This is a genomic window from Oceanobacillus damuensis (genome assembly GCF_001618145.1).
GTDB classification, from domain to species: Bacteria; Bacillota; Bacilli; order Bacillales; family Amphibacillaceae; genus Oceanobacillus; species Oceanobacillus damuensis.
The window spans coordinates 207,033-231,112 of record NZ_KV392042.1; the positions used below are offsets into that span (position 1 = coordinate 207,033).

Annotated in this window: 29 protein-coding genes and 1 pseudogene; 27 read left to right on the forward strand and 3 right to left on the reverse strand. The window is 37.1% G+C overall.

Annotated elements, in window-relative coordinates:
- The 19 genes from A4245_RS00990 to A4245_RS01070 all read left to right on the forward strand — a co-directional run bounded on the left by A4245_RS00990 (position 1) and on the right by A4245_RS01070 (position 14,394).
- The gene (locus tag A4245_RS00990) at positions 1-936 is read left to right on the forward strand and encodes a type II secretion system F family protein (RefSeq protein ID WP_067724791.1); all 936 of its coding nucleotides are present in this window, start codon (positions 1-3) and stop codon (positions 934-936) included.
- A 20-nt stretch (positions 937-956) separates the two neighbouring features.
- Positions 957-1,175 (forward strand): Flp family type IVb pilin, encoded by a 219-nt coding sequence (locus A4245_RS00995; protein WP_067724793.1) that lies wholly within the window; start codon positions 957-959, stop codon positions 1,173-1,175.
- A gap of 33 nt (positions 1,176-1,208) precedes the next feature.
- Positions 1,209-2,621 carry a VWA domain-containing protein gene (locus A4245_RS01000; protein ID WP_067724795.1) on the forward strand — a complete coding sequence of 471 codons (1,413 nt, stop codon included), beginning with the start codon at positions 1,209-1,211 and terminating at the stop codon, positions 2,619-2,621.
- A gap of 127 nt (positions 2,622-2,748) precedes the next feature.
- Entirely contained in the window at positions 2,749-2,895 is a 147-nt protein-coding gene (locus A4245_RS19965) for a hypothetical protein (protein ID WP_157087622.1), read from the forward strand.
- Between the two features lie 21 nt (positions 2,896-2,916).
- A complete protein-coding gene (locus tag A4245_RS01005; RefSeq protein ID WP_067724797.1) occupies positions 2,917-4,401 on the forward strand; it encodes a hypothetical protein in 1,485 nt (494 codons plus the stop codon).
- A 234-nt stretch (positions 4,402-4,635) separates the two neighbouring features.
- Entirely contained in the window at positions 4,636-5,463 is an 828-nt protein-coding gene (locus tag A4245_RS01010) for a hypothetical protein (protein ID WP_067724799.1), read from the forward strand.
- A 116-nt stretch (positions 5,464-5,579) separates the two neighbouring features.
- A complete protein-coding gene (locus A4245_RS01015; RefSeq protein ID WP_157087623.1) occupies positions 5,580-6,227 on the forward strand; it encodes a hypothetical protein in 648 nt (215 codons plus the stop codon).
- A 5-nt stretch (positions 6,228-6,232) separates the two neighbouring features.
- Positions 6,233-6,406 carry a hypothetical protein gene (locus A4245_RS19970; RefSeq protein ID WP_157087624.1) on the forward strand — a complete coding sequence of 58 codons (174 nt, stop codon included), beginning with the start codon at positions 6,233-6,235 and terminating at the stop codon, positions 6,404-6,406.
- Positions 6,407-6,459: 53 nt separating this feature from the next.
- Positions 6,460-7,176 carry a YciC family protein gene (locus tag A4245_RS01020; protein ID WP_067724805.1) on the forward strand — a complete coding sequence of 239 codons (717 nt, stop codon included), beginning with the start codon at positions 6,460-6,462 and terminating at the stop codon, positions 7,174-7,176.
- A 47-nt stretch (positions 7,177-7,223) separates the two neighbouring features.
- On the forward strand, positions 7,224-7,736 hold the full coding sequence (locus A4245_RS01025; RefSeq protein WP_157087625.1) for a hypothetical protein: 513 nt from the start codon (positions 7,224-7,226) through the stop codon (positions 7,734-7,736).
- A 115-nt stretch (positions 7,737-7,851) separates the two neighbouring features.
- Entirely contained in the window at positions 7,852-8,568 is a 717-nt protein-coding gene (locus tag A4245_RS01030) for a YciC family protein (RefSeq protein WP_234402320.1), read from the forward strand.
- Positions 8,569-8,641: 73 nt separating this feature from the next.
- Positions 8,642-9,973: a hypothetical protein gene (locus tag A4245_RS01035; RefSeq protein WP_067724809.1), complete on the forward strand. Its 1,332-nt coding sequence runs from the start codon at positions 8,642-8,644 to the stop codon at positions 9,971-9,973.
- Between the two features lie 52 nt (positions 9,974-10,025).
- Positions 10,026-10,841 (forward strand): hypothetical protein, encoded by an 816-nt coding sequence (locus A4245_RS01040; RefSeq protein WP_067724811.1) that lies wholly within the window; start codon positions 10,026-10,028, stop codon positions 10,839-10,841.
- Positions 10,842-10,987: 146 nt separating this feature from the next.
- Positions 10,988-11,812 (forward strand): hypothetical protein, encoded by an 825-nt coding sequence (locus A4245_RS01045; RefSeq protein ID WP_067724813.1) that lies wholly within the window; start codon positions 10,988-10,990, stop codon positions 11,810-11,812.
- A gap of 80 nt (positions 11,813-11,892) precedes the next feature.
- Positions 11,893-12,285, forward strand: coding sequence for a TadE family protein (locus A4245_RS01050; protein WP_067724815.1), 393 nt, complete (start codon positions 11,893-11,895; stop codon positions 12,283-12,285).
- Positions 12,282-13,016: a Tad domain-containing protein gene (locus tag A4245_RS01055; protein ID WP_067724817.1), complete on the forward strand. Its 735-nt coding sequence runs from the start codon at positions 12,282-12,284 to the stop codon at positions 13,014-13,016. The genes A4245_RS01050 and A4245_RS01055 overlap by 4 nt, the downstream gene beginning before the upstream one ends.
- A 12-nt stretch (positions 13,017-13,028) precedes the next feature.
- The gene (locus A4245_RS01060) at positions 13,029-13,226 is read left to right on the forward strand and encodes a hypothetical protein (protein ID WP_067724819.1); all 198 of its coding nucleotides are present in this window, start codon (positions 13,029-13,031) and stop codon (positions 13,224-13,226) included.
- 158 nt (positions 13,227-13,384) lie between these two features.
- Entirely contained in the window at positions 13,385-13,657 is a 273-nt protein-coding gene (locus A4245_RS01065) for a hypothetical protein (RefSeq protein WP_067724821.1), read from the forward strand.
- Between the two features lie 179 nt (positions 13,658-13,836).
- On the forward strand, positions 13,837-14,394 hold the full coding sequence (locus tag A4245_RS01070) for a YkoP family protein (protein WP_234402321.1): 558 nt from the start codon (positions 13,837-13,839) through the stop codon (positions 14,392-14,394).
- 81 nt (positions 14,395-14,475) lie between these two features.
- Here the strand turns inward: A4245_RS01070 and A4245_RS01075 are convergent, their stop codons facing one another.
- Positions 14,476-14,715 carry a hypothetical protein gene (locus A4245_RS01075; protein WP_157087626.1) on the reverse strand — a complete coding sequence of 80 codons (240 nt, stop codon included), beginning with the start codon at positions 14,713-14,715 and terminating at the stop codon, positions 14,476-14,478.
- 188 nt (positions 14,716-14,903) lie between these two features.
- On the opposite strand from A4245_RS01075, the gene A4245_RS01080 reads away from it, so the two are divergent.
- From A4245_RS01080 to A4245_RS01095, 4 genes and pseudogenes are all read left to right on the forward strand, one after another.
- A complete protein-coding gene (locus tag A4245_RS01080) occupies positions 14,904-15,632 on the forward strand; it encodes an endonuclease/exonuclease/phosphatase family protein (protein ID WP_234402322.1) in 729 nt (242 codons plus the stop codon).
- A gap of 58 nt (positions 15,633-15,690) precedes the next feature.
- A pseudogene (locus A4245_RS20905) lies at positions 15,691-17,160 on the forward strand (alkaline phosphatase family protein).
- A 107-nt stretch (positions 17,161-17,267) separates the two neighbouring features.
- Positions 17,268-17,453, forward strand: a complete 186-nt coding sequence (locus tag A4245_RS01090) for a hypothetical protein (RefSeq protein ID WP_067724825.1) — start codon at positions 17,268-17,270, stop codon at positions 17,451-17,453.
- Between the two features lie 13 nt (positions 17,454-17,466).
- Positions 17,467-17,721: a spore coat protein gene (locus A4245_RS01095; RefSeq protein WP_067724827.1), complete on the forward strand. Its 255-nt coding sequence runs from the start codon at positions 17,467-17,469 to the stop codon at positions 17,719-17,721.
- 71 nt (positions 17,722-17,792) lie between these two features.
- Here A4245_RS01095 and A4245_RS01100 read toward each other — a convergent pair whose 3' ends face one another.
- Positions 17,793-18,416, reverse strand: a complete 624-nt coding sequence (locus A4245_RS01100; protein ID WP_067724828.1) for a YdhK family protein — start codon at positions 18,414-18,416, stop codon at positions 17,793-17,795.
- Positions 18,417-18,680: 264 nt separating this feature from the next.
- On the opposite strand from A4245_RS01100, the gene A4245_RS01105 reads away from it, so the two are divergent.
- From A4245_RS01105 to uvsE, 3 genes are all read left to right on the forward strand, one after another.
- Positions 18,681-19,241, forward strand: a complete 561-nt coding sequence (locus tag A4245_RS01105) for a GNAT family N-acetyltransferase (RefSeq protein ID WP_067724830.1) — start codon at positions 18,681-18,683, stop codon at positions 19,239-19,241.
- A 160-nt stretch (positions 19,242-19,401) separates the two neighbouring features.
- The gene (locus A4245_RS01110; RefSeq protein WP_067724833.1) at positions 19,402-21,447 is read left to right on the forward strand and encodes a catalase; all 2,046 of its coding nucleotides are present in this window, start codon (positions 19,402-19,404) and stop codon (positions 21,445-21,447) included.
- Between the two features lie 189 nt (positions 21,448-21,636).
- Positions 21,637-22,605 carry a UV DNA damage repair endonuclease UvsE gene (gene uvsE / locus A4245_RS01115; RefSeq protein ID WP_067724982.1) on the forward strand — a complete coding sequence of 323 codons (969 nt, stop codon included), beginning with the start codon at positions 21,637-21,639 and terminating at the stop codon, positions 22,603-22,605.
- Positions 22,606-22,744: 139 nt separating this feature from the next.
- Here uvsE and A4245_RS01120 read toward each other — a convergent pair whose 3' ends face one another.
- Entirely contained in the window at positions 22,745-23,275 is a 531-nt protein-coding gene (locus A4245_RS01120; RefSeq protein ID WP_067724984.1) for a ribonuclease H-like YkuK family protein, read from the reverse strand.
- Positions 23,276-23,457: 182 nt separating this feature from the next.
- Here A4245_RS01120 and A4245_RS01125 point away from each other — a divergent pair, with 182 nt between their 5' ends.
- Positions 23,458-24,006, forward strand: coding sequence for a short-chain dehydrogenase (locus tag A4245_RS01125; RefSeq protein ID WP_067724835.1), 549 nt, complete (start codon positions 23,458-23,460; stop codon positions 24,004-24,006).
- The last annotated feature ends 74 nt before the right edge of the window (positions 24,007-24,080 follow it).

Consider the following 24,080-nt stretch of genomic DNA (forward strand, 5'->3'; position numbering starts at 1 on the left):
ATGGATGCCTTAATCATTTTAACCATCATCGCATTCTGGTTCAGTATGCTATTATGCTTTCAACATTTTTGGTCTTATTTAAACGGAAAGCGAAGGATTTTATCCCATGTATCGGACGTGACACAAATTGACCCCTATGAACGAAAAAAGAAAAAAGTGGACAGAAGGGCAGCCATTTTTCAAAAAATTACGAAGTATGCAGATGATTTTACGGATTTGGGACAAAGGATAAACTTTTTCAGTGAAAACTATATGGTGGAAGAGTGGCTCGGAAAATCAGGAAATCCATTGAAGTTGACAGTGGAACGATTTCAAGGGTTGAAAATCTTTTTATGCCTATCAGGTTTCTTAATAGGAATTCTGGCCGTCATTATTGGTCTTCCATTCTCTCAATATATGATGATAGGGATTCCCACTTTAGGATATTTCCTGCCAATCTTATTTATGAAAAGGGAGGTAAAAAAGCGACAGGATTTAATCAGACAGGATTTACCGGACTTTTTGGATACGGTAAGTACGAGTTTACAGGCAGGAGTTAGTCTAGACCAAGCACTTAGGGAGGTGATTCGCCATTTCGATGGTCCAATCAGGGAAGAATTTTCAAGGTTCAATAATGAAATCGACTTAGGCATTGCCAGGGAAAGAGCATATCGGGAACTGTTACGAAGGAATGACAATCCTGAATTCCAATCATTGATCAAGGCGCTTATACAGGGGATGAACTTGGGCGTACCAATTGCTAAAACATTTAAAATACAGGCAGAAAATTTACGGGAAATTCGTCAGGAGCAAGTTAAGGAACTGGCCGCAAAAGCATCACCAAAAGTTACACTTGTAACAACATTTTTAATTGCACCTGTTTCCATATTGATGATTGCGGGGTTAATGATCATGAATATGCTGCTGGGTGATAACAGTATTTTTAATATGTTTTAAAAATAAGGGAGGAATTTTGAATGATAAAGATGAATGAAGTTTATGTAAACATGATGAACAAAGTAACAGGTATGAAAAAGGATGAAACAGGTTCCCAGACACTAGAGTGGATTGGAATTGCGGCTGTTATTGTGATTCTAGTTGGGGTCATTTCTACATCAATGGCTGGTGCAACTGGGATTGGGGATGCTGTAGTAACTAAGTTCTCGGATCTAATTAAGAGTATAGGTGGTAACTAAGATAAATAATTAGATATTAAGGGGTTTTATTGCATGGTAAAAAATAGGTATCTTTTCTTTCAACTTGTCCTATTATTTCTTCTCGTATCTTGTAGTAATACTGATGGAGAACAAACACAAGTAGAAGAAGCGGAAGATCAGAATCAAGAAACAGAAGTGGAAGATGTAGAAGATAAACTAGTTCCGACTACGAACTCTGAAAAGACTACTAAACAAGAACTTTCACTGGGAAATCTTGACCCAATTCCAACAGATGAAGTTGGGTTAGCAACTCAATTACCAGGTCCTTATGGTGGGTATCAGCCTAGTTTCAAAGGCGATCATGAAGAAGAATTAAGAGAATACTTCGAACAGATTGAACCGATGAGTGAAAATCCAAGTGACGAGGAATATGAGGCTTACTTACGATACATGTATTGGTTAGTGGCTGCTGATTATCCTGATCCACAAGACGTTATAAAAAAATGGGAGTTCGGTTCTTTTGGAAATCCAGATTTACCGGATTCACGCTTACATTTTAAAGAAAACTACAATATTGAGATTCTATTAGATTCGAGTGGAAGTATGGGGTTCTATGCAGGGGATAAAACCCGTATGCAAGTTGCCAAGGAAGCAATTAATGAATTTGTTAAAAATACACCAGAAGAAGCGAATGTTTCACTAAGGGTGTATGGGCATGAAGGTACAGGTGATGATGCAGATAAGGCATTATCTTGTGCAACGATTGAACAGGTCTATGGATTTGCACCTTACAATGAGTCCGACTTTCAAGCAGCACTGAATCTATTTGAGCCTGCAGGTTGGACACCACTGGCTGCTGCCATGGAAGCTTCGAATGAGGCAATGAAAGATCTAAACAGTGAAGAGAACACCAACCTCATTTATATTGTTAGTGATGGAATAGAGACATGTGATGGTGATCCTGTAAAAGTAGCTGAACAGCTTGCCGCTTCCAATGCGAAACCGATTATTAATGTGATTGGTTTCCAAACTGATGCCGAATCTCAAGAGCAATTACAGAAAATTGCAGAAGTTGCAGAAGGGATTTATGCCTCTGCAAGAAACCAGGATGAACTCCAAGCTGAGTTTGAGCGAGCAGAAGAAGTATTAGATGTTTGGGAACAGTGGAAGAAAGAGGCTTTAAGAAATGTTGATGCGGCTGAAACAAAAAGTACATTTGATATTATGGAAATGAGTAATGATTGGAGTTTCATTACTACAGCCACTAGTAATAATATGAACAGTTTAGCTCCTTTGTTAGAGGACTTTGGGATTATTACATTTGATCAAAGAAAAGAATTGATTAAGAGATACAAAGAATTAAGAGAAGAAATGGAGCAAACAGTGAAAGAGCTTGAGGAAAGTTTAGAAGAATTAAGTACAGAAACACTTGAACAAACCAAAGATGAAATTAACCAGAAGTATAATAGTAATGTACAGGACTAGTTGAATATAACCCTTCAGCCAGTTTTTTCCATGGACAGGGAGTTCTTGGACAGGTGAATTATGGCAAGAGGACGTTAGAAGCAGTAATGAAAAGACTTGATTTAGTTATTCATGAGCTAAATAAGAATTGGAAAATAGAAGAAAAGATATATTTGAAGAAATCAATCATACAGTGGATGAATTAGAGAAAGAGATGAAGCAGGTTAGCTCAAAAACGATTGAAGAAGCAAAGCAGGAGATTGAGAAGAAATACAGCGAAAATTTACAGGAATAACCAATTTAAAGAGTGCACCAAATGGGGGTGACGATCATTGGCAAATGGGTAAGAATAATGTCAGCTTTTATTGCCTCCTTGTTCCTAACCTTCTTACCTGTCTTTATGCCGGTTGCTTATGCAGTGGAGGCATGGACAGGTAATTCCTGGGAAGGGGAATCCTGGACTGGGGATTCTTGGGATGGCTCTAGCTTACAGTGGGAAGGTCAATCCTGGGAACGAAAGTCTTGGCAAGGTGATGATTGGGAAGGACAAGGAACAGAAGGGGCTAGTTGGAATAGCTACACTTGGAGTAGTGTTCCCTGGTACTTAGAGGGATGGTCCCAGCATGGCTTTACAGGGGATTCATGGACAGGCAATCCATCATTAGGAGATTCCTGGGGAGCTAATGGCTGGAACGGAAATGGATACACTGGAGATGGATGGCAATATCAAGGGTGGAATGGTTCCTCCTATAATGGAAATGCTTGGAATCAACCAGGATTTCAGGGTGGTGACTCTTATGCGGGAAACCCGTGGAGTGATTCTGGTTTTACAGGTAATTCATCTTTAGGCAACTCATACTCTGGTAATCCGTTTTTAGGCAATCCATATTCAGACAACCCATACTCTGGTAATCCGTTTTTAGGCAATCCGTATTCAGTCAACCCTTATCTAAGTACTCCATATGCTGGTAGTACTTCCGGGTCAAATGTATATGTGCCACCGGGAAGATTCTATGATTCTGAGGGATTTAAGGCAGCTAATTTTGCATTTAATACTGTAACAAAGGGTACGGTGAACTTATTAAATAGTGGCATAGATAGTGGTTTTAAAACGGGTTTACATGCAAGCAACTTAATTGTTGGTACTGCTAAATTACATTTAGGGGACAGCTCTGCATTTGATATCTATGATATAGGAACGAAAACTTATGGGGGCTATGAAGCCTACAAAGATTTAGAAGAATTGAGACGGACTACGGACTTTGGAAGTACAGTAACTCAAAGTATAAAAGATTTTAATAAAGTTTCCGATACATCAAAAATAAAAAAATATGGATCACTCGTAAGAGATTCAGGCAAAACAGTCTTCAAAAATGCAAATATTTCTAATATGACAAGCACTTGGAAAAGTATGGGTGCTCTATCTAAGTTTAATGGTGTTACTTCAGCGTTGAATGCAGGGTTTTCAGCATATAAGACAGGAGCAAGTATAAACGACTTTGCCCATGCTATCCAGAGTGATGCTTCAGTATCAGAGAAATGGGCTTCTGGGGCGGATGTTGGTGTTAACTTGGGTGAAACGGTGATGAGTGTCGGAGGTAGTGCGGCAATAATCCCCGGGGGTCAGGCAGTTGGTGCTGGACTTGTTGTTGCAGGTGCTGGTATCTACGCAATCTCTAAAGGAACAAAACTCATAGCAAAAAATGCAGATAAAATTGCGACAACAGTTAAAAAGAGCTGGAAGAATACAAAAAATGCTATCAGTACAGGATGGAATAAGGTAAATGGATGGTTTTCTTAAATGTTCATTGATTTTAAAGAGGATAGAATAAAACTTTCCTATCCTCTATCTCCTTGGAAAAGACTTATATAGCAGGCTGTTTACTATAGGCATATGGAAGAAATAGAAATCATTTGTGCCAAGGAAATTTATCGAAATTTTTCACACAAATCAAGTGGAAAAAGGATGTTAGGCTTTCTTTTAAAAATCATTGATATTTTAAAAATTACTATCTATTAAAAGTAAGGAGTTAATATGAAAAAAGTTGATAAAAAAGAACTGCTCAAACTAGGGAAAAAGCATCGTAAATGGCTTGAAGAAACAACTGTAAATCTAAATGCTTATAAAATCGGCAGCCATTTATTTTACCTGGTACATTATGAGAGTAAATTTAGCACAAAAGTTAAAGCCAATGCAGTAATATCACCCGATTCAGATGACAGGGAGGAAGCACTTCAATCTATAAAACCTCATATTTATTTTGTCATTAGTTGTAATAATCTTAGAGAAAGTGGTTCAAAGCGTGCAAACCTTGATTATGCAGTTTGGGAGAAAATCAGGAATTATCTAAAACAAATAGTGGAATCAAACGTGTTGGATGGTATGAATAAAATAATTTACCAACGCTCATTAACTATCATGCAATCTATGATCGATTTACAGCTTGACATGATACAGCTTTGGGAAAATTACACAACCCTAAAAGAGCAAGTGGATCAAAAAGGTTTTTTTACAGATGAAGAAGTTGAAAAGGTCTTAGATTATGTAGCAAAGGGAAATCTCATTCAGTATAAACAATTTAGGGATCGGTATGATAATTGCCGGGATTTCGATGTGATATATGAAAATAGGGATCACCCCCAAATTAAACTTTTTGAAAAAAATGTAGATCATATGGTATTAAAAGGGATGACCAGTGATGCTGCGGAACAGCAGCTTAAGGATGCACTTGACCGCTTAACGAAAAATCGGTATTTCGGAAATATGAATGAAACTGAAATTTATGACGAATTGCGGAAAACTTATCAGGAAGGATTGGCTTTACGAGTTCAACAAACAAAGGATATGCTGCGTTATCCATAAAAGCCCTTTTGAGTGTAGTTCCAATGTGAAAAATCGCTTGATGGCTCCGAAACAGTGCAGCAAAGTTCAATATTTTAAAGGGGAGTTATCTATGAATAATCCGCTAGGGAATTATGATGAATAAAAGAGAAAAAGAACTTTTCAAATTAGCAAAAAAATACCAGAAGTTTTTTGAAAATACAACGATAAATGCCGATGCTTACCAATTGAATAACTGTCCTTATTATCTTGCTTTTTATAAAAGTAAATTTGGCGGCGAGGTAAAAGCAACTGCAGTGATATCAAATGATTTAAGTTACAAAAAAGAAGATGCAATGAAGGCTTTTTCAGCTTTAGTATACTACTTTATTTCCTGGAATAATGTTGAAGACAGTGTTGGGGAGCGTGCAAAACTCGATATATTAATTTGGGAGGAGGTTCGGGACTATCTAAACACTGTCGTGGAGTCTGGACTTCTTGCTTATGAAAACGAGATTATCTATCGACGTTCATTACGGAGTATGCAATTAACAATCGAATTACAGCATGAGATGGTAGAACTTTGGCATGAAGCTAAATCAATGAATGATTCTGTTGTAGAAAAAGGCTGTTTTACTGATGAAGAAGTGGAAAAAGTTATAAAGATTGTCACAGTCGTGGCTGGATTCAGTATCAACAATTTAAAGACCGATATGAAAACAGAGGAGATTTTGAAGTTATTTATGCGAATAGAAATGATTCGAATATTAAATCGTTTGAACAATTTACTAATCCTAACACATTAAAAGAAATGGCAGATTCAAGTGCAGCACAGCAATTAAAAAAATCGATGGACCGTATGACTGATGGAATGGATATGAGCCATATGAATAAAGAAGAGTATATTGATTCCTGGACCCAAACTTATAAAAAGCGCTTGGATGATCGTGTTGAAAGTATGAAGAAAAAATTGCGTTATCCATAAAATGACCTTTTTAAGAAAAGGAAAGTGCATTACCTATTAAAAAGGAGTTAGCTATGAAGAATCCACTACGTTCCACATGGCAATTATATACAGGTAAATTCGAGAAAATACTTGTATTGATGCTGACGACAACTTTACCATTACTGATGCTCCACTCTTTTACTACCAATTATATTTATGCAATTACACCAAGCATGAATCCCAACTATTCTTTTGCGGATATTTATTATGCTTTGCTTACAATTTTGTTTTATATCTTTGCTCAAATTCCTTATATAAGGTTTGTATATAATGAATTTCAGGGGCATGAACATAGTTTAAAGAATGCTATGTACACTTTTCTGGTCAGTGGATTTACCGTGTTTTTGTTTGCGGCTATTGTCGCAATTCTATCTTCCATTGGTTTTATGTTCTTTGTTATACCGGGGCTTCTATTGCTGTCATTGGTTTTTCCAATACCGTATATTAGTATTTTTGATGAAAAATCGATATGGAAAGCATATAAAGAGGGTTTACGGATTGGAAAAAAACACTTCTTGAAAATCTTCTTGATGATTACCATCACAGGTACGATTGAAGCGGTTATCGGTTTGTTTGTCGTAGCGCAAGTTTACTCGATTACCGATTCTTTTGCTGCTCAAATAATTACACAAATGACATTGAATCTATTAATTTTTCCTTTTGTAATTATGTATATCACATCCAATGTAATGAAATGGAGAGAAGAACTGGAAGTATTGGAAATTAGCGATAAGGAAGATGTTTCTTGATGGCAGTTAGCGACAATGGAAAAGAAAAAATGAAGAGGAGATTTAAAATGAAGAAATTATTTTTAATATCAATTTTATCCATCGTTACTGGACTTGCTGCATGCAGTTCACCTGAAGCAGATGAATTGGTTGAGTATCACAACGACTTTGTAGATACAGTCAATCCAAAAGCGGAACAAATCGATATGGAATTGCAGGAACTTTCTATGATTGAAGCACCTGACGAAGCATTGGAATTTCAAAATGAAAATATTACACCGATTGCAAATGAAATAATGGACTATATTAACTCCCTGGAGCCAGAAACAGAAGCCGTGAAAGAACTGCATGAGCTGAGGTTAAGTCAATTAAATTCATGGTCAGAAGGTTTCGAACTTAGACACAAAGCAATGGAAAGAGCTGCGGAATCCGCAGAAGAGCATGAAATAAATCAGCTTGTTCAACAATCAGACGAAAAATTTATGGAAGCCTTCGAAAACGCTCAAAAAGCTGATGTAAGACTAGTGGAAATGGCTGATGAGTACAACGTGGAACTTGAGGATGAGGAAGGGGTAAATTAAGGTGTCGATCTAAAAGAAATCCTTTATCTCAAGAGATGGGGAGTATTTATTGTTAGATTCATTAAGAGGCATATGAAAAAACTATGCCATCCAAAAATTTAATGAGGAGTTTACCATGGAAACACCACTGCAATTTGCTTGGGAGTTATACACACGTAAATTTGAAAAGATTTTAATGTTAATGTTGTTTACGACGCTGCCCCTATTAATCATTCATAATTTTGCAACAAATTATATGTACGTTGTAACTCCGAGCTATTCACCAATTTACTCATTTGCGGACATATATTATGGCCTATTAACCGTTTTACTGTTTATCTATGCACAAGTACCTTATATCCGATTTGTCTATAACGAATATAGAGGTTATGAAAATAGCCTGCGAAATGCCATTTATCATTTTATTGCGAATGGATTTACGGTTTTTTTGTTTGCGTGTATTGTTTCCATTTTTACAACAATAGGTTTTATGTTTTTTATTCTTCCTGGTTTTATATTTCTGGCACTATTGTTTCCTATACCATATCTTAGTATTTTTGATGATAAATCGGTTTGGAATTCTTATAAAGAGGGATTACGCCTCGGGAAGAAAAACTTTTGGAAGATCGCATTAATTCTTATAATTACCGGGAGCATTGAGTTCTTATTTGGAATTTTTATTACCATTCAATTATTTAATATTACACCATCCTATGCTGCTCAAATAATTACGCAAATGATTTTAAATCTATTAATATTTCCTTTTATTATAATTCTCTTAACCTCATATATTATCAAATGGAGAGAGTCATCAGAGGTACTCGAGGTTTCAAGTGAAAGAAGACAACGTTAATTACCTAAATTAGAAACTTCATTAAAATCCTGCTTCCAATGGAAACCACTATTTTTCATAAAGGGGTTATGAAATGAATAAATGGCTAAAATTATTCTTTGTTTCTATAGCGAGTATCTTTCTCGTATTTCAGCCTATACTTTTACCTACTGTATATGCGGTAGAAGCGTGGCAAGGTAATTCCTGGACGGGAAACTCTTGGACAGGTGAATCCTGGGATGGGAATGATTTAAAATGGGAAGGCAATTCATGGCAAGGTAATACTTGGACAGGAAACTCATGGCAAGGTAATTCCTGGACGGAAGACTCATGGCAAGGGGAACCAGGTAGGAATGAGGAATCGTGGGACGGAAGTACATGGAATCAATCTGGATTTTCAGGTGAACAGTATCAGGGACAACCTTGGTTAGCTCCTGGGTTTCAAGGATATGAGTATCAGGGAGGACCATGGACGAATTCAGGATTTACAGGTGATGGCTATCAGGGAAATCCTTTCTCAACACCTGGATTTCAACAAAATGGATACCAGCAAGGTCCATTGTTAGCCCAACCTGGAACGCAATTCCCTGGTGTAATGGGATACCCTTGGGCACAGCAAGGATTTAGTAATTATGATTCAACAGCCAACACTACTTCAGATAGAGATCAACCTATTCCAGATTTGCCAAAAGGATATGATATTGGAAAGTATATTGTAAAAGACGTGGTATTGGGTCAGGTTAATTATGTAGGTGATGTGCTAACCTATGAAAATATGACAAGCCTGGGCTATGATGCCAAGATGAATTATGGTGGCAGTCTCTATAAAGGTTTACTTTTAAATGGGATAAAATTAAGTATAAATGATAAGACATTATTTGATATTTATGATACTGGTACGCATATTGCAGATGGCTATAGTGCTGTTCAGGATTATCAAACAGCACGTAACCTTTCCAATATTACTACTTCGGGAAGTGCTTTGGCAGATGCTGCAAATACTGTCTCTAATGTAACTCCTTCAGCAGGTGCAGTTGGTGCAATTTCAAAATTAAATATTGGCGCAGCTGCAATTGGAACAGGCATAGCAGCATTTGAAACAGGTTATAAAACCGGTCAGGCCTATAATGTGTTAACGAGCGATGCTTCAGGTGCTGAGAAAACATCTGCAGTTGCAGACGCCACTGGGAGTTTAGGTGATACGTTAATGAATGCAGGAGTAGTTGCTTCTGCAATTCCTGGTGGCCAAGCTGTTGGTGCTGGAATGGTGGCTGTTGGTGCGGGAATTTGGGTCGTATCAAAAGGTGTTAAACTCTTTGCAGAAAACTGGAAAGGTGATTTGGGATCTACGACAAAATCTATCGTTAATAAAGCAGGAAATAAAGTTAAGGATGGATGGAATTGGCTTAAAGGAAAATTTTCCTAAAGCATAGATTCATAAACTCTGTGCTAACTAATTTTAAAGAAAGGTCGTTCAAGTGTTAATAACAGAGGAATTAAATAAACAGGCTAAAAAGCATAAGAAACTATTCGAAACCTATGATATTAATGAAAAATACGTTCATGTGGATGGTAAGGATTTTTATATGGTGTTTTATCGGAAATTTAATAAACATAGTGGTTTTGGAATGCTTTCTTCTCACCCAAACCCTACAAAAGAAGAATATAATACCGCTTTTGAATTGCTGGTTATTTTATATAATAATATCGCAAGCTTCAAAAATAATGCCTTTAGCAGAGCGAAAATACCGATGGAGCATTTTGAGAAGACAAATTTATTTTTTGAAAAGGTTACAAAAGAAGTTAACTTATCTGAACATGAAAGAAAGATATATAATCATTGCTACAATGGAGCAGTGAAAATAATGAATCTGCACAAGCAGTTAAAAAAGATAACAAAAGACTTTGAGATGAAGACAATGACTAAGCAATGTTTCACTGTTTCTGATCTTGATTATGTGCAAGATGTTTTGGCTGAATTTGATTATATTCAATACACACAGGCTCAAATCGATTATCAACTCATTGACTACTATAAATTTATAAAAGAGCATATCAAACAGGACAAAATGATTCAAACTCTCGCAACAGCTGATGTGAAGAAATATATTGACCAGCTTTCCGATAATAAAGAAAAGTTGCGAACAGAAATTGAATCGGTGAGCCATGTAGAAAATATGGAAAACATGACAATGGAAGAGCATATGGACGCTGTTAAAAAATATTATTTAACCATACAGGATGAAGGAAATAAGTCATTAAGGAAAGAAATAAGATATCCAAAAATTATTTAGAATTAGAAAGTTAAAATTTTATATCTGTAATAAGAGGAATTTTAAATAAAAAGGGGGATGTTGAGTCTCATGAATGGTTAGATAAAAGGGTTTAATGGAATGGGATTAAAAGCAAGTTCTCTTAAGAATAAAGAAAGGGTGTTCACATGTCTTTAGTAAATCCCGTACTAGATAAAGAAGCTAAACAGCATAAAAAGATGTTTGAAACCTACAAAGTTAATGAAAAATATGTGCGAATCGACGGTACAGAATTCTTTATGGTATTTTATCGGAAATTCAATAAACATAGTGGTTTTGCAATCATATCATCCCGGTCAGGTATATCAACAGAAGCCTATTATATTGCTTTCGAACAGTTAGTCCTTTTATACACAAATACTTCAAGTATTATAAAAAATGGATATGACCGAGCACAAATAAACATGCAGCCATTTAACGAAACAAAAATAGCTATCCGACAGATTTTGCAGGAAGCAAATCTATTAATGGAAGATAAAATAGTATACGAGAGATGCATAAACTTTTTATCGACCGCAATTAATTTGCAAAATAGACTGATTGAATTGACTAATCAATTTCAGAAAAAAATGGAGATTAAAGAAAGAGAAGGTTTTTCGAGAGAAGATATAGATTATATTCTAACAACTTTGGCGGAAATTGACTATATTCAGTATATACAATTACTTGATAATTATAAAAGGATAGATGATTTCAGACAAATCAAGCAAAATTCTGAAAGGTACCCGAATATGAAATCATTACTGACCACTGAAGTAGAAAGACATATAAGTGAATTTGCCAGCAATAAAGAAAAGCTGCAAGCTGAAATCCAATCTATTAGCCACTTTGAAAATATGGAAAGCTTTACAAAGGAACAGCATATGGAAGCATTTAAAAATAAAATTCTTGTGGAACAGGAAGAAGCAAATATATCGTTGCGGAAAGAGATGAGATATCCCAAACTTATCTAATATAATCTTATTAAAAATTTCATTACCACTTCTGATAACAGGATTCATGAAAAGTTTTTTAAAAAGGAGGTTGACTACCCATGAAGTATTGGAGAAAAAAATTAAATAATGAAGAAGGATCGGCCACGATAGAATTCTTGGGAATCGTGCCTTTAGCTCTGATTCTGTTGATGACCCTGATTCAATTCATTGTTGCCATACATGGTATTCTCGTTACCCAGTCGGCAGTAAATGAATACGCAAATGTCTATTCCGTAACAAAAGATTATTCCGAAGCTCAAGAGGCAGCAAATAGAATATTATCTTCCACTGGCGATTATTTACAATTGAATTCTATTGTGAATCCATCTCCTGGGGCGAAAGAGTTTGAGGCACAAGTAAAAGTAGATATTAATTTTATTTTTCTATCAAACTACTTTCCCAATTTGTCGGTTCCATATTCTGCAGAAGCATATGGCAGGGTGATCGAATGAAGGAAACGCTAAAAAATAGATTAAATAATGAAGAAGGAAATATTGCGTTATTTGTCCTCGGTATGCTTGGATTTATCATGATCTTATTTGTTTTTGTAATGAATATGGGGATGGCGTTGGCAGTAAAGGAACAGTCAGCAACAACCGCCCAACAGGCGAGCATGGCTGCATCCAGCGTACTTTATGATGAAGTTCAGGAAATTGTATTTGGATTTGATTATGAAGGGGTCTTACCAGAAGAGGATCCTGAAGAAGATTCTGATGAAGTTAATAACGATGAGCCGGAAGAGGAGGACCTGCCTTTTGAAAATCTCGAAGAAAAAATTAATGAACTTGCAGTTAATTTTCAAGGGAATGGCAGATATAGTGGCTGGTCGGAAAATGAAAAGAAACTGCAGGCGTTTGATCAATATTTAACGGACGACCTATTTCCCCTTCCACTTATAGGACAGGCATTAAAGATTAAGCTGCAGAATTCAGGGATTGAATCGGCGGTTATCGATATGGCAAGAAATACAATCATACAAAATGGTGGCGTACTCGATGAAGCAGAGCTGTGGGTAAAAGATGATCGAATATACGTACGGGCAGCAAATGAAATGGAGGGCGCTTCCTACAATGGTTTCATGAGTGGTATCCAGGAAAATATTTTTCAGGAATCAGCCGGTCCGGAAATAGAATTCATAGAGTTTATTCTCGGTAAAAATTACCATGTATCATTAGAAAATTAAGGAGGTATTTTTATGCCAAAAAAAGAAAAAGGATGGCGGAGATTGTATTTGATTTTAATGATTTTTATCTATGCAGTTTTTGTACCTATTACAGTAATCGAGTGGCTTACAGGGAATGGAGGGTTTCCAATGACAGCTCTCATCGTTGGTTTAGCTCTTCCAGCAATGAGAAAAAACCATCTCAATCAAATTAGGGAAAAAGAAGGTTAAAATGGTGCCTGTCACTTCCCGAAATTTGTCGAATCTTGTCAATCGGATTGCTCCCATTTCAATGTGAATATAATCAAACGTTCCGGCATACATAATCCAAAAAATCTTAGGAACAATATATAAAGATTTTTAATCAGCTTCAATACGGAGGTACATGTATGGTACAGGACATCCATCAGAGATTACAGGAAGCCAGTCATCAAATAAAAGAAGCACAGGAAGCAATAATACGTGCGCAAGGTCATGATCGGCAATTATTGGAACAGGCAGAACAGCAATTGCTGCAAGCGGAACAGGCTCTTCAAGCTACTGGGGAGCAAGCTGGATCTGAAGCAACAGAGAATTCCCAATTTCAACAAGCATATCAAAAACTGCATGATACCCGACAACAAGTGAAGGAAGCACAGCAAAATATTAATGATGTTTTATAGAATAAGCATGGAAACTTCGTTATAGAGGTTTCCTTTTTTTCTCCTTATTTTATCCGCAATTATACTGATTTTAAGCAAGCTTATTCCAATTATTTACTAAGAATATAAATTAATGGAATGGAAACAATGAGATGTGTATTACATAACAAATCTGTATATCTTTGCAGGGAGAAATCGGGATGAATTTAAACATTAAAAGAAATTGCGTCTTACTTTGGAATTTTATTGATCCGATTTATTATCACTTTACACGATTGAATTATATTCAAAATGATGACGGGAAAAAAACAATTATACGTGTGCGTTTGACACGGTATAAAGGGAGAAAGATAACTTTATCAGATGGTACAGTAATAAACAAAAACGATATCCTATTAAAAATACACCTGCATAATGTGAAGCTGATGAGAGAAATGGACGGAAAGAATAGTGATATCAGACGTGCTTTAATCATTTATAAAAGCGTGCGGGAGTCTCTCCCATATGTTGCCCGCTATATACAATCACATGGATACACAAGCGAAATTAAGGGGTTAATTGGCATAACCACGCTACATAAAGGCTGCAGGAAATTGAACTTTGAAGTTTTCTCCATTTACAATCCATACTATAAAATGTTCAAACGCATAGCTCTACTACCCATTCATCTGTTATCAACAGAAAATAAGTGGAAGGAAATTCCTTCCCCGATGTACTTATTCATGTCAAAGAAACGTTTATTTAAAGAGTACAACTAAAATCCCTCCTCAAGAAGAGGAGGGAGAGATGTGGATAATTATGATTGTCGATATCTTAAAAGGCTATGGAATGCTTGCCTTTTACTGTTGTGTGTTATTACCACCAAATGTGTTTGTTAATTGTTGTAAATTTTGATTGTTTGCCATGTTTTCCAACGGTTTGGTTATTTGCTGCATTGCCGGGTTGTTCATTGCATTGGATAGCTGTTGTGGCAATCGCTGAAATGTCCCGTTTTGAACACCTCTTGTAATTCCGTATACAGCTGCACCTGCGGCAGCGGTAGTCAGTACCGCAGTCATCACACCTTGTCGATTATTCATACGCATCAACATCTCCTTTATCAGTTATGGAAAGTGTTTTATAAACACAGTATTAGTTTTAATTATTCAGCTAAAAATATACGGAAAGTGATTTCCATTTTTTGAACGTACAACGTGCTAATTGTGAATAAAGAAGTGATGGAAATTTATAAGGATCTGGCTTTCGCAGGAAAAGGAGTTAGTTGTTTGTGGAAATTAAAGTCATGACATATAACATCCATCATGGAGTTGGAATAGATAAAAGACTGGATCTGTACAGAATTTCTGAAGTAATTATGAAAAGTAACTGTGACATCATAGCTTTAAACGAGGTTGATAAAAACTTTTCCAAAAGAAGTGACTATACGGATCAAATTGGTTGGCTGGCAAACCAATTAAACATGGATTATGCTTTTGCTCCCTCACTCTCTTTAAAGTCAAATGGGTCATTGCCATTAAGGGAATACGGAAATGCCCTGCTGTCACGTTATTCAATCATCACGGAAAAAAAACATTCATTTGGAATTCTGCCTTGGCTCCTTGAAGGCCGCTCCATGCTTGATACGACCATTCAGATAAATGAAAATAAAGTCAATGTAAATGTAACACATCTAAGCCTTAACCCTTTCCTTCACCGAATGCAAACATCTTTTATGATTAATCAGCTAAAGGACAATCCGCTTCCAGTAATTATTATGGGGGATTATAATATGAAGCCTGGTTCAAGCGGGTGGAAGAAGATAACGAATGTATTTCAAGATGCATGGACAATTGCTGGTAATGGAAAAGGGTACACGTATTCATCGCTTCACCGAAAGTCCAGATTAGACTACATTTTTGCTGATTCGCGCTTTGAAGTTTTAAAAGCAGAAGTACTGACAAAGCATCCTGAAGCTTCCGACCACTTTCCGGTAAAAGCCCATCTCCGTCTATACTAACTTCAATCATTTGTCTGATATGCACCTGAAAATATAGTACATGGAAAGGAAAATAGTTATGTCTTCAGCTTTTCCCCATAAAAAAAGAGTGATCATGTTAATGATCGATACATTAATGGATTCACCACTACAAGAAGCAATAAAGTATAAGAAAGCACCAGCCTTGAAGTTTTTTATGGAAAATGGCCGTTATTTTCCAGATCTTATCTGCCCTTTTCCAACGATGTCAGTCAATGTTGACAGTACATTATTAACGGGTGTTTACTGTGATAAACATAAAGTTCCAGGACTTGTTTGGTTTAATGAAAAGGAAAAGAGAATAGTCAACTACGGAAGCGATGGGAAAGAATTAATTAAACTGGGGATGAATCAATCTGTAAAGGATATTTTTTATAATTTAAATCACGTACATTTGGATAAAAAACATTCCACTTTTCATGAAGTCTTCAAAGAAAAAGGAATCGATACTGCGTCCATAAATGCACTATTATACAGAGGAAGCAATCCAGGTCATCTGAATATACCTTTCCTTTTATCTTTATTTACAGGTGTTGACAGAAAGTTGAAAACGTACGCACCCGATTTCTTCTCCTATGGAGGGATGCATAAGCTGAATCCAAAGACAAAGCTATCCGAATTAAGAAAAAAATATGGATTTAATGATAAGTTTTCAGCCAGTGAATTAAACTATCTGATAAAAGAAAATAAACTTCCACCTTTCACAATAGCATATTTACCGGATTTGGATCAAAGTGTCCATAAAAACGGAAGAATGGATATAAATGGAATCGAAAAGGTGGATATGCAGTTACAGTGAATTTTAGACGAATACACGTCATGGGACAACGCGCTCAAAGAAAACATTTGGATAATTCTGGGTGATAATGGTCAGGCGAATATTGACAGTGATCGCAAGAAAGCATTGATCCATTTAAGGAAGCTTCTGGACTCTTACCGAATTGTAAAGTTACGAAAAGGGGTCAGACAGGAGGACCAGGTTGTTCTCGGTGTCAATGAAAGAATGTCCTATATTTATACACTTCACCCTGAAAAGGTTCCCCTGTCAGATTTGGCAAAAGTAATGCAAGAGGACAATCGAATTGATGTGATTGCCTATAAGCAGGGAGAGGCAGTGACCGTAATGTCCGGCATGCATGATGGTCAATTTCACTTTCGTCCTGATGGCCCACTCTGTGACGAATATGGAAAAGGCTGGGTAACTGAAGGTAATATGGAAATCTTGGATATGAAAAGAAAAGGAAACAAAATATTTTATGGTAATTATCCAGATGCCTTAGCAAGATTGCATGCTTCCCTGTTATCCCATGAAGGTGAATATTTGATAGTGAGTGCAAAACCAGGCTATGAGTTTAAAGGGGAAAGTTCACCTACACATATTGGGGGTGCAAGCCATGGGGGGTTGCATAAAGAGGATTCGTCAGTATCCATGATTATTTGCGGCACCAACTCCTCCCCCAGACATTTACGTACAGTCGATCTTAAGGATTGGATTATTTCATTGATATGACTTGTTTAGCAGTAGTGGAAACTTTGAAAAAGGAAAATACGTTTATCATGTATTTCTTTCTATTTCAGGGGAAAATTAATATCGATTTTTAAAAGGAGGTAGGGATTTTGAGTAATTTAACAGAACTGGAAGTCGAACATTTACGCCATATAATTGGTGGGCACGGAATGATAGCGAATAAATTAGATACTTATGCACAAAGCTGTTCAGATCCTGCATTCAAAGCAATTTTGCAAAAGGATGCCCAGGAAGCAAGGCAAGCACAGCAGCAATTAATGACATTTTTAGGATAAGGGAGGAATTGCTATGTTACAGGACAAGGATATGGTTAATGATTACTTGGCTGGATTAAATGCCAGCCTTACAGGTTATGCAGGCTATATTAGCGAAGCAAATAATCCAGAACTTCGGCAGACTTTAATTCAATTAAGAAACCAAGATGAGGCGCGCCAAAGAGCAGTATATGATTACGCTCTCCAAAAGGGATACTATCAGCCAGCAGCCCCGGCTTCCCAAGAAGTTGTTCAACAGTTAAAAACACAGTTATCTTCTGGACAGTAAATAACAGATTTAATATTAGAGCCGACTCTCTGGTGAAAGAGAGTCGGCTTTCTGAATTTATCTTATTATTTTTACTCAGCAGATAGCTCGCTTTCCGTAACCCATTTGTGATTGGTTACTTCTTCACCATCCGTAGTTGTAAAGTCAACCATGTATACTGTCGTCTCTTCCGCAGTGTCAATTGTTGCGGTAGCTCCTTCCATTCCTTCCATATGGTCTGCCTGCAACGTGACTTCCTCACCAGGCTCGAAGGATTCTTCTCCAGCATCCGCAATTTCCTCATGGATTACCCATTTATGGTTCTCGACAGGTTCACCGCCTGTTGTTGGTGTATAGGAAACCGAATATACTGTTGTATCATAGGCACCTGCAATGGTTGCTTCTGCACCTTCCATACCAGACATGTGATCCGCTTGGATAATAGCCTGACTGCCGACTTCATAGGTAGGATTTTCTGCTTCTTCCAGGCCTTCAGGGACTTCACCTGAACCGGAATGATCCATATGCCCGTGAGAATCAGAGTCTGAATCTCCGTTTTCTTCAGTATCGGTATCAGTGTCAGTGTCAGTATCTGTTTCAACTTCTGTATTTTCCTCCGGAGCATTTTCTTCTTCTGCCGCATCCTGTCCACATGCAGCTAAAGTAAATACAGCTACCAGAGAAATAAATCCAATCAGTATGTTTTTAAATTTCATCTTCAAGCTCCTCTCTATTGGGAATTATTAGTACATTACCCAAAAAGTGTGCAAATTATTTGCAGTGTCTGTGACAATCTTATGAAATCATCCTTTCCTTGGCAAGTAGTAAAGTGTAGACTTACCAACATGCATAAGGGAAACGAAGCTTTCGATTAGATATTTCCCTAACGTAACTATTGCCTATATTCTTGAACTGGGTGTAGTATAAGAGTGAAATTTTTCTTAAAAGTATGTTAATAATCAGTAGAGAGGAAGATCTTTTTGGCAACAATTCAACGTGCAAGCAAGGGAGATGCAAGTGAAATACTGGCTATCCAAAAGCTGGCTTATATTAGTGAAGCAGAACTGTATAATGATTATGAAATTATGCCTCTTAAGGAAGATATGGAGACTGCATTGAATTCATTTGATAAGAATATAGTGCTTAAATACATCAATGACGAAGGAAAAATTGTTGGCTCGGTAAGGGCTTACGAGGAAAATGGAGAATGTCATATTAACAAACTGATGGTACATCCTGATTATCAAAATCAAGGTATAGGAAGAAAATTATTGGAAGAAATAAAACGTATTTTAAAGATGTTACCTTTAAGTTATTTACAGGCAGTCTATCTTCGAAAAATATTGCTTTATATGAAAAGCTTGGTTATAAAGGCTATAAAACAGGTAAGCTTGATGTTGAAGATACAGTCTTTTTATTTATGGAAAAGTAAAGACCTTAAGCGAAATAATGATGTCAACTCAATATGCACTACAGGGAATGAGTATTTTTTTAACGAACCTGATTTTTTCGTTAGTCCGTTTCCGTTACTTATGTATTAAAAGCATGCATTCCGCTACTTAAAGCTACGTATGGAAAATACAACGGAGGGATACATGGGAAAAATAGAATAAGTGTCATAGATATTTGAGCTGTCCAACTTATAGAAAGTTTCCTTTTGGGAATGTTATATAGTAACACCCTAATGAAAGGAAATTGTCTATGAATGATAAACCTAATAAGAATGAAAATAGGAAACAAGAACAGCTGGAACAGTTTAAGGTTGATGATACTAACAAGAAATTGACGACAAATCAGGGTCTGAAGGTTTCTGAAGATGGTTTATCATTAACGGCTGGGGAACGTGGGCCTACGTTAATGCAGGACTTTCATTTCCGGGAGAAAATGACCCATTTTGACCATGAGCGAATTCCGGAGCGAGTAGTACATGCGAGAGGCACTGCGGCACATGGAGAATTTGAAGTCTATGAGTCCATGAAACCTTATACGAAGGCTAAATTTTTACAGGATCCTAATGTGAAAACACCGGTATTTGTTCGTTTTTCCACTGTAGTCGGTTTTCGTGGATCAGCGGATACGGTTCGGGATGTGCGAGGTTTTGCTACGAAATTTTATACGGATGAAGGCAACTATGATTTGGTTGCGAATAATATGCCTGTATTCTTTATACAGGATGGAATTAAATTTCCTGATATTGTTCATGCGATTAAACCAGAACCACATAATGAAATCCCGCAGGCATCTGGTGCACACGATACATTTTGGGATTTTGTTGCCAATAATCAGGAATCCGCACATCAAGTCATGTGGCTGATGTCTGATCGGGCGATCCCGAGAAGCTTTCGGATGATGCAGGGATTTGGCATTCATGCATTCCGTTTTGTGAATGATGAGGGGAAAGCACATTTTGTAAAGTTCCACTGGATACCGAAGCTTGGTGTGCATTCCCTTGTATGGGATGAAGCGCAAAAGATTGCCGGTAAGGATCCTGATTTTAACCGGAGGGATTTGTACGATTCCATTGAGATGGGGAATTTTCCGGAATATGAATTAGGTGTGCAGATCATTGAGGAAAAGGATGAATTTGCCTTTGATTTTGATGTTCTTGATTCAACGAAAATATGGCCGGAAGAAGATGTTCCGCTTAAAATTATCGGGAAGCTGACATTGAATCGAAACGTCGATAACTTCTTCGCGGAAACAGAACAGGTTGCTTTTCACCCGGGGCATGTCGTCCCAGGGATTGATTTTACGAATGATCCTTTATTGCAGGGTCGTTTATTTTCTTACACAGATACACAGCTTATTCGTTTGGGTGGTCCGAATTTCCATGAAATCCCAATTAATAAGCCGGTATGTCCGTTTCATAATAACCAGCGAGACGGGTATCATAGACAAACAATTAATAAAGGTAAGGTTGCCTACCGAAATAATTCACTTGCTGCGAATACACCTGCTCCTGCAACAGAGGAAGAAGGGGGATTTGCACATTATCAGGAAAAGGTGGAAGGGAATATCGTTCGCTCAAGAAGTGCGAGCTTTAATGACCACTTTTCCCAGGTGAAACTGTTTTGGAATAGTATGAGCCCTACCGAGAAACAACATATAATTGATGCATTCAGTTTTGAATTGGGGCATGTGAAGGATAAATCTGTAAGACAGCAAGTAGTGGATATGTATGCGAATGTTGATCTGGCTTTAGCCACAGAAGTCGCAAGAAACATCGGAGCAACTATCCCGGTTGCAGAGGGGTCAAAAGTAACAAAATCCTCACCAGCGCTAAGTCAGGAAAACACAATCAAAACGCCTGCCGGTCGAAAAGTTGGCGTTATCATACAAAATGGCTACAATGACTCAGAAGTGAAGGATATTTTGCAAGGATTGAACCTGGCTGGGATTGCGTATGAAACGGTCAGTGATAAACAAGGTGTTGTGACAGGGATAAATAAAGTTGATATCATGGTGGATCACACGTTTTCTACAACAGACCCGGTTTTATATGATGCAATCTATCTCGTAGGTGGAGCTAACATCGACAGCACTTTTTATAAAAACTCCAATTACTTTGCTAAAGAAGCATTCAAACATTATAAACCTGTTGGAGCTACACATGGTGGGATACAATGGTTGGAAGAAAATGATATGCTCGAAAGCCCTGGAGTTGTAACAGGGAACAATAAAGACTTTACAGAGAAGTTTATTCAAGCTATTGCAATGCATAGGCATTGGAGTCGTCAAGTAGTTTAAGAATCCAATTTCGGGGAGTGCCAGGTCGAGTGCCTGTCACTCCCCGATTTAAAATTACGTAAGTATTTGATTTATTGGCCGCTCCGTGTTTGACAAAATAACTTACAGACCAAACTTGGGAGATTCCTGATGGATTCCTGCAAAAAGGGAACACTTCATGTAAAGAATTATTTAGGGGTGTTTTTTATCATGACATTCGTAAGACTCGGATACTCTGCCATTAGTACCCATCTTAAAAATAGCTCCACATCAAAAACAATGACATATACAAGATTTTTACAGATTAAAGACCGGGAAGCTGCAATCCATAAACTTGAAGAAATTTCAAATGCCAATCTGATGAACTTATTACGTCTGCTCCGTTATAATGTGGCTAATGATATTTTATTTTACCGTATATCATCAAAACTAATTCCTTTGGCTGATCATGAAGATACTTCTGACTGGAATTATATGGAGCCCTTAAAAGATTCTTTAGTAAAGCTTCAGTCCTTTCTAAGCGAGCATCCTAATCTGCGTGTCGACTTTCACGCAGATCATTTTGTACTGATCAATTCACCAACAAAGCATGTTTTAATAAATTCCATCAAGACGTTGCGTATGCACCATCGTATTTTAAAAGGGTTGAGGATTGCTCCGGAGCATCGCTGCATTATGCACGTGGGTGGTGGCTATGGTGATAAAGAAAAGGCGTTGGAACAGTTTATCCAGAATTGGGCTCTCGTATCATCAGACTTGCAAAAAATGATTATTCTGGAAAATGACGACAAGACTTTTTCTTTATTGGATACCTTATATCTTTGTGAAAAATTATCGATTCCTATGGTTTTTGACTATCATCACCATCTGGCTAACCATGCAGACGCAGACTGGCTGAAACAATGGGAGCGGGTAATCGATACGTGGCAATTTTCCAATCTCCCGATAAAGATGCATATCTCAAGTCCAAAATCGGAACAGCAATTTCGGGCGCATGCCGACTATGTGGACATCGATATGTTTATGGCGTTTTTAAATAATATAAAGGGCAGTGTGGATCAGATCGATTGTATGATTGAAGCAAAACAGAAGGATGAGGCATTGTTTAGGCTAATGAAGGATCTGAAAAACCGTCCCGAGATTGAAATTGTTGACGGTGGGAGTTTTTATGTCAACTGAGCAGTCAAGGTAGGGTGATTAGCTTTATTGTTGCTGAAACGCTCATTTTATATCTGTATCGGCTCTCTTCCCATACATCTATGTCTAAAATGATAATTCCCTATGTATTATCGGTTTTAACTGCTAATTGGGTAATGGCTTATTTCGTAAAATGATTTGCATAGGAGCTCGCCACAAAGGAATCCGGTTTGATTTTAGGTTCGATGCCTAATGTTTCCATTCGTAAAACCATCTCATTAACAAAGATTTTAGTTTTATTTCTGTTTCCCGCTCCGATATCGATATGCCCTTCAATTGTGAAGGACGCTCCCTTATAAATATTCGGCAGGACAATATCAATAAGCTGCTCCTTCCTATCCTCGGAAAACATGGATACTACTTCCTCCGTTAATGTTGTTTCAAAAGAAATCCTCTCATGAAGATTGATTAATTTTCTTGGTACGATTACTTTTCGGATACATGCCCATGCGCCTTTTGTTTCGCAATGAATGACAACGCCTGTAATAAACCTTGTATGATCTGGATGGACCTGTGAATCAGTGCCGAACATTAACTTGTAGCATCCACCCGGATCTTTATACATAAATCGTTTGATATTTTGAAACACCTGACCGAACGACATATTCTTCTCGCTTAAATTTTGAAATGTAATAGTTGAACTCTTTGTCATAATGTTCAAATGATCCTCCTTCGTAATCGGAAAGAAATTCACCAATTGCAATGTTTCTTAGTATGTTCGATTCCTTATACTATAATTATAAGTATAAAATATTTTATAATTCCTAAAAGGAAGTAAAAATATTTTAATAGTATTGTGAGTGAGGAATTTATTTATATAAAAGGGGTGATGGGATGCAACATGCACTAGTGGTTGGTGGAACAGGAATGTTGGCTGAAGCAACAATGTATTTGGTTAATCAAGGGTATTTCGTGTCTGTTATTGCTCGAAGTCAAACACGGATGTGGCGGCTAATAAACGCGGCAAAGGACAGGTCAATGATTATACCTTTATATGTCGACTACAGAAATGAAAGCGAATTAAAAGAAGCGGTAAGGAAGACGATTCTGCAAAACGGGAATATCAATTTGGTTATAGCGTGGATTCATTCTGTTGCAGAGAATGCTCTTGAGATTATCAGCGACGAGGTTGCCAGCATAGAAACATCATGGGATTTATTCCATATAGTTGGAAGCAGTAATGATTTGAATCATATGAAAAGAAAAGCTGAAGTTCCTGTAAACTGTATATATCATCAGGTTCAGCTTGGATTCGTCATTGAGGGGACGAAATCAAGGTGGTTGACCCACAAGGAAATTTCTGAAGGGGTCATAAAAGCAATTAAAGAACGGAGGCTATTGCATATTGTAGGTACATTGGAGCCTTGGGAACGCAGACCATAAGTTAATGGGGGGTGTATTCAGAGGATAAAGAGGCCAAAGAGATCAAACTGCTCGAAAAAATAATTGATATCTAT

Coding starts and splice junctions, on each gene's coding strand:
- A4245_RS00990 (WP_067724791.1), top strand. CDS start 1: ATGGATGCCTTAATCATTTTAACCATCATCGCATTCTGGTTCAGTATG.
- A4245_RS00995 (WP_067724793.1), top strand. CDS start 957: ATGATAAAGATGAATGAAGTTTATGTAAACATGATGAACAAAGTAACA.
- A4245_RS01000 (WP_067724795.1), top strand. CDS start 1,209: ATGGTAAAAAATAGGTATCTTTTCTTTCAACTTGTCCTATTATTTCTT.
- A4245_RS01005 (WP_067724797.1), top strand. CDS start 2,917: ATGGGGGTGACGATCATTGGCAAATGGGTAAGAATAATGTCAGCTTTT.
- A4245_RS01010 (WP_067724799.1), top strand. CDS start 4,636: ATGAAAAAAGTTGATAAAAAAGAACTGCTCAAACTAGGGAAAAAGCAT.
- A4245_RS01015 (WP_157087623.1), top strand. CDS start 5,580: ATGAATAAAAGAGAAAAAGAACTTTTCAAATTAGCAAAAAAATACCAG.
- A4245_RS19970 (WP_157087624.1), top strand. CDS start 6,233: ATGGCAGATTCAAGTGCAGCACAGCAATTAAAAAAATCGATGGACCGT.
- A4245_RS01020 (WP_067724805.1), top strand. CDS start 6,460: ATGAAGAATCCACTACGTTCCACATGGCAATTATATACAGGTAAATTC.
- A4245_RS01025 (WP_157087625.1), top strand. CDS start 7,224: ATGAAGAAATTATTTTTAATATCAATTTTATCCATCGTTACTGGACTT.
- A4245_RS01030 (WP_234402320.1), top strand. CDS start 7,852: ATGGAAACACCACTGCAATTTGCTTGGGAGTTATACACACGTAAATTT.
- A4245_RS01035 (WP_067724809.1), top strand. CDS start 8,642: ATGAATAAATGGCTAAAATTATTCTTTGTTTCTATAGCGAGTATCTTT.
- A4245_RS01045 (WP_067724813.1), top strand. CDS start 10,988: ATGTCTTTAGTAAATCCCGTACTAGATAAAGAAGCTAAACAGCATAAA.
- A4245_RS01050 (WP_067724815.1), top strand. CDS start 11,893: ATGAAGTATTGGAGAAAAAAATTAAATAATGAAGAAGGATCGGCCACG.
- A4245_RS01055 (WP_067724817.1), top strand. CDS start 12,282: ATGAAGGAAACGCTAAAAAATAGATTAAATAATGAAGAAGGAAATATT.
- A4245_RS01060 (WP_067724819.1), top strand. CDS start 13,029: ATGCCAAAAAAAGAAAAAGGATGGCGGAGATTGTATTTGATTTTAATG.
- A4245_RS01065 (WP_067724821.1), top strand. CDS start 13,385: ATGGTACAGGACATCCATCAGAGATTACAGGAAGCCAGTCATCAAATA.
- A4245_RS01070 (WP_234402321.1), top strand. CDS start 13,837: ATGAATTTAAACATTAAAAGAAATTGCGTCTTACTTTGGAATTTTATT.
- A4245_RS01075 (WP_157087626.1), bottom strand. CDS start 14,715: ATGAATAATCGACAAGGTGTGATGACTGCGGTACTGACTACCGCTGCC.
- A4245_RS01095 (WP_067724827.1), top strand. CDS start 17,467: ATGTTACAGGACAAGGATATGGTTAATGATTACTTGGCTGGATTAAAT.
- A4245_RS01100 (WP_067724828.1), bottom strand. CDS start 18,416: ATGAAATTTAAAAACATACTGATTGGATTTATTTCTCTGGTAGCTGTA.
- A4245_RS01110 (WP_067724833.1), top strand. CDS start 19,402: ATGAATGATAAACCTAATAAGAATGAAAATAGGAAACAAGAACAGCTG.
- uvsE (WP_067724982.1), top strand. CDS start 21,637: ATGACATTCGTAAGACTCGGATACTCTGCCATTAGTACCCATCTTAAA.
- A4245_RS01120 (WP_067724984.1), bottom strand. CDS start 23,275: ATGACAAAGAGTTCAACTATTACATTTCAAAATTTAAGCGAGAAGAAT.
- A4245_RS01125 (WP_067724835.1), top strand. CDS start 23,458: ATGCAACATGCACTAGTGGTTGGTGGAACAGGAATGTTGGCTGAAGCA.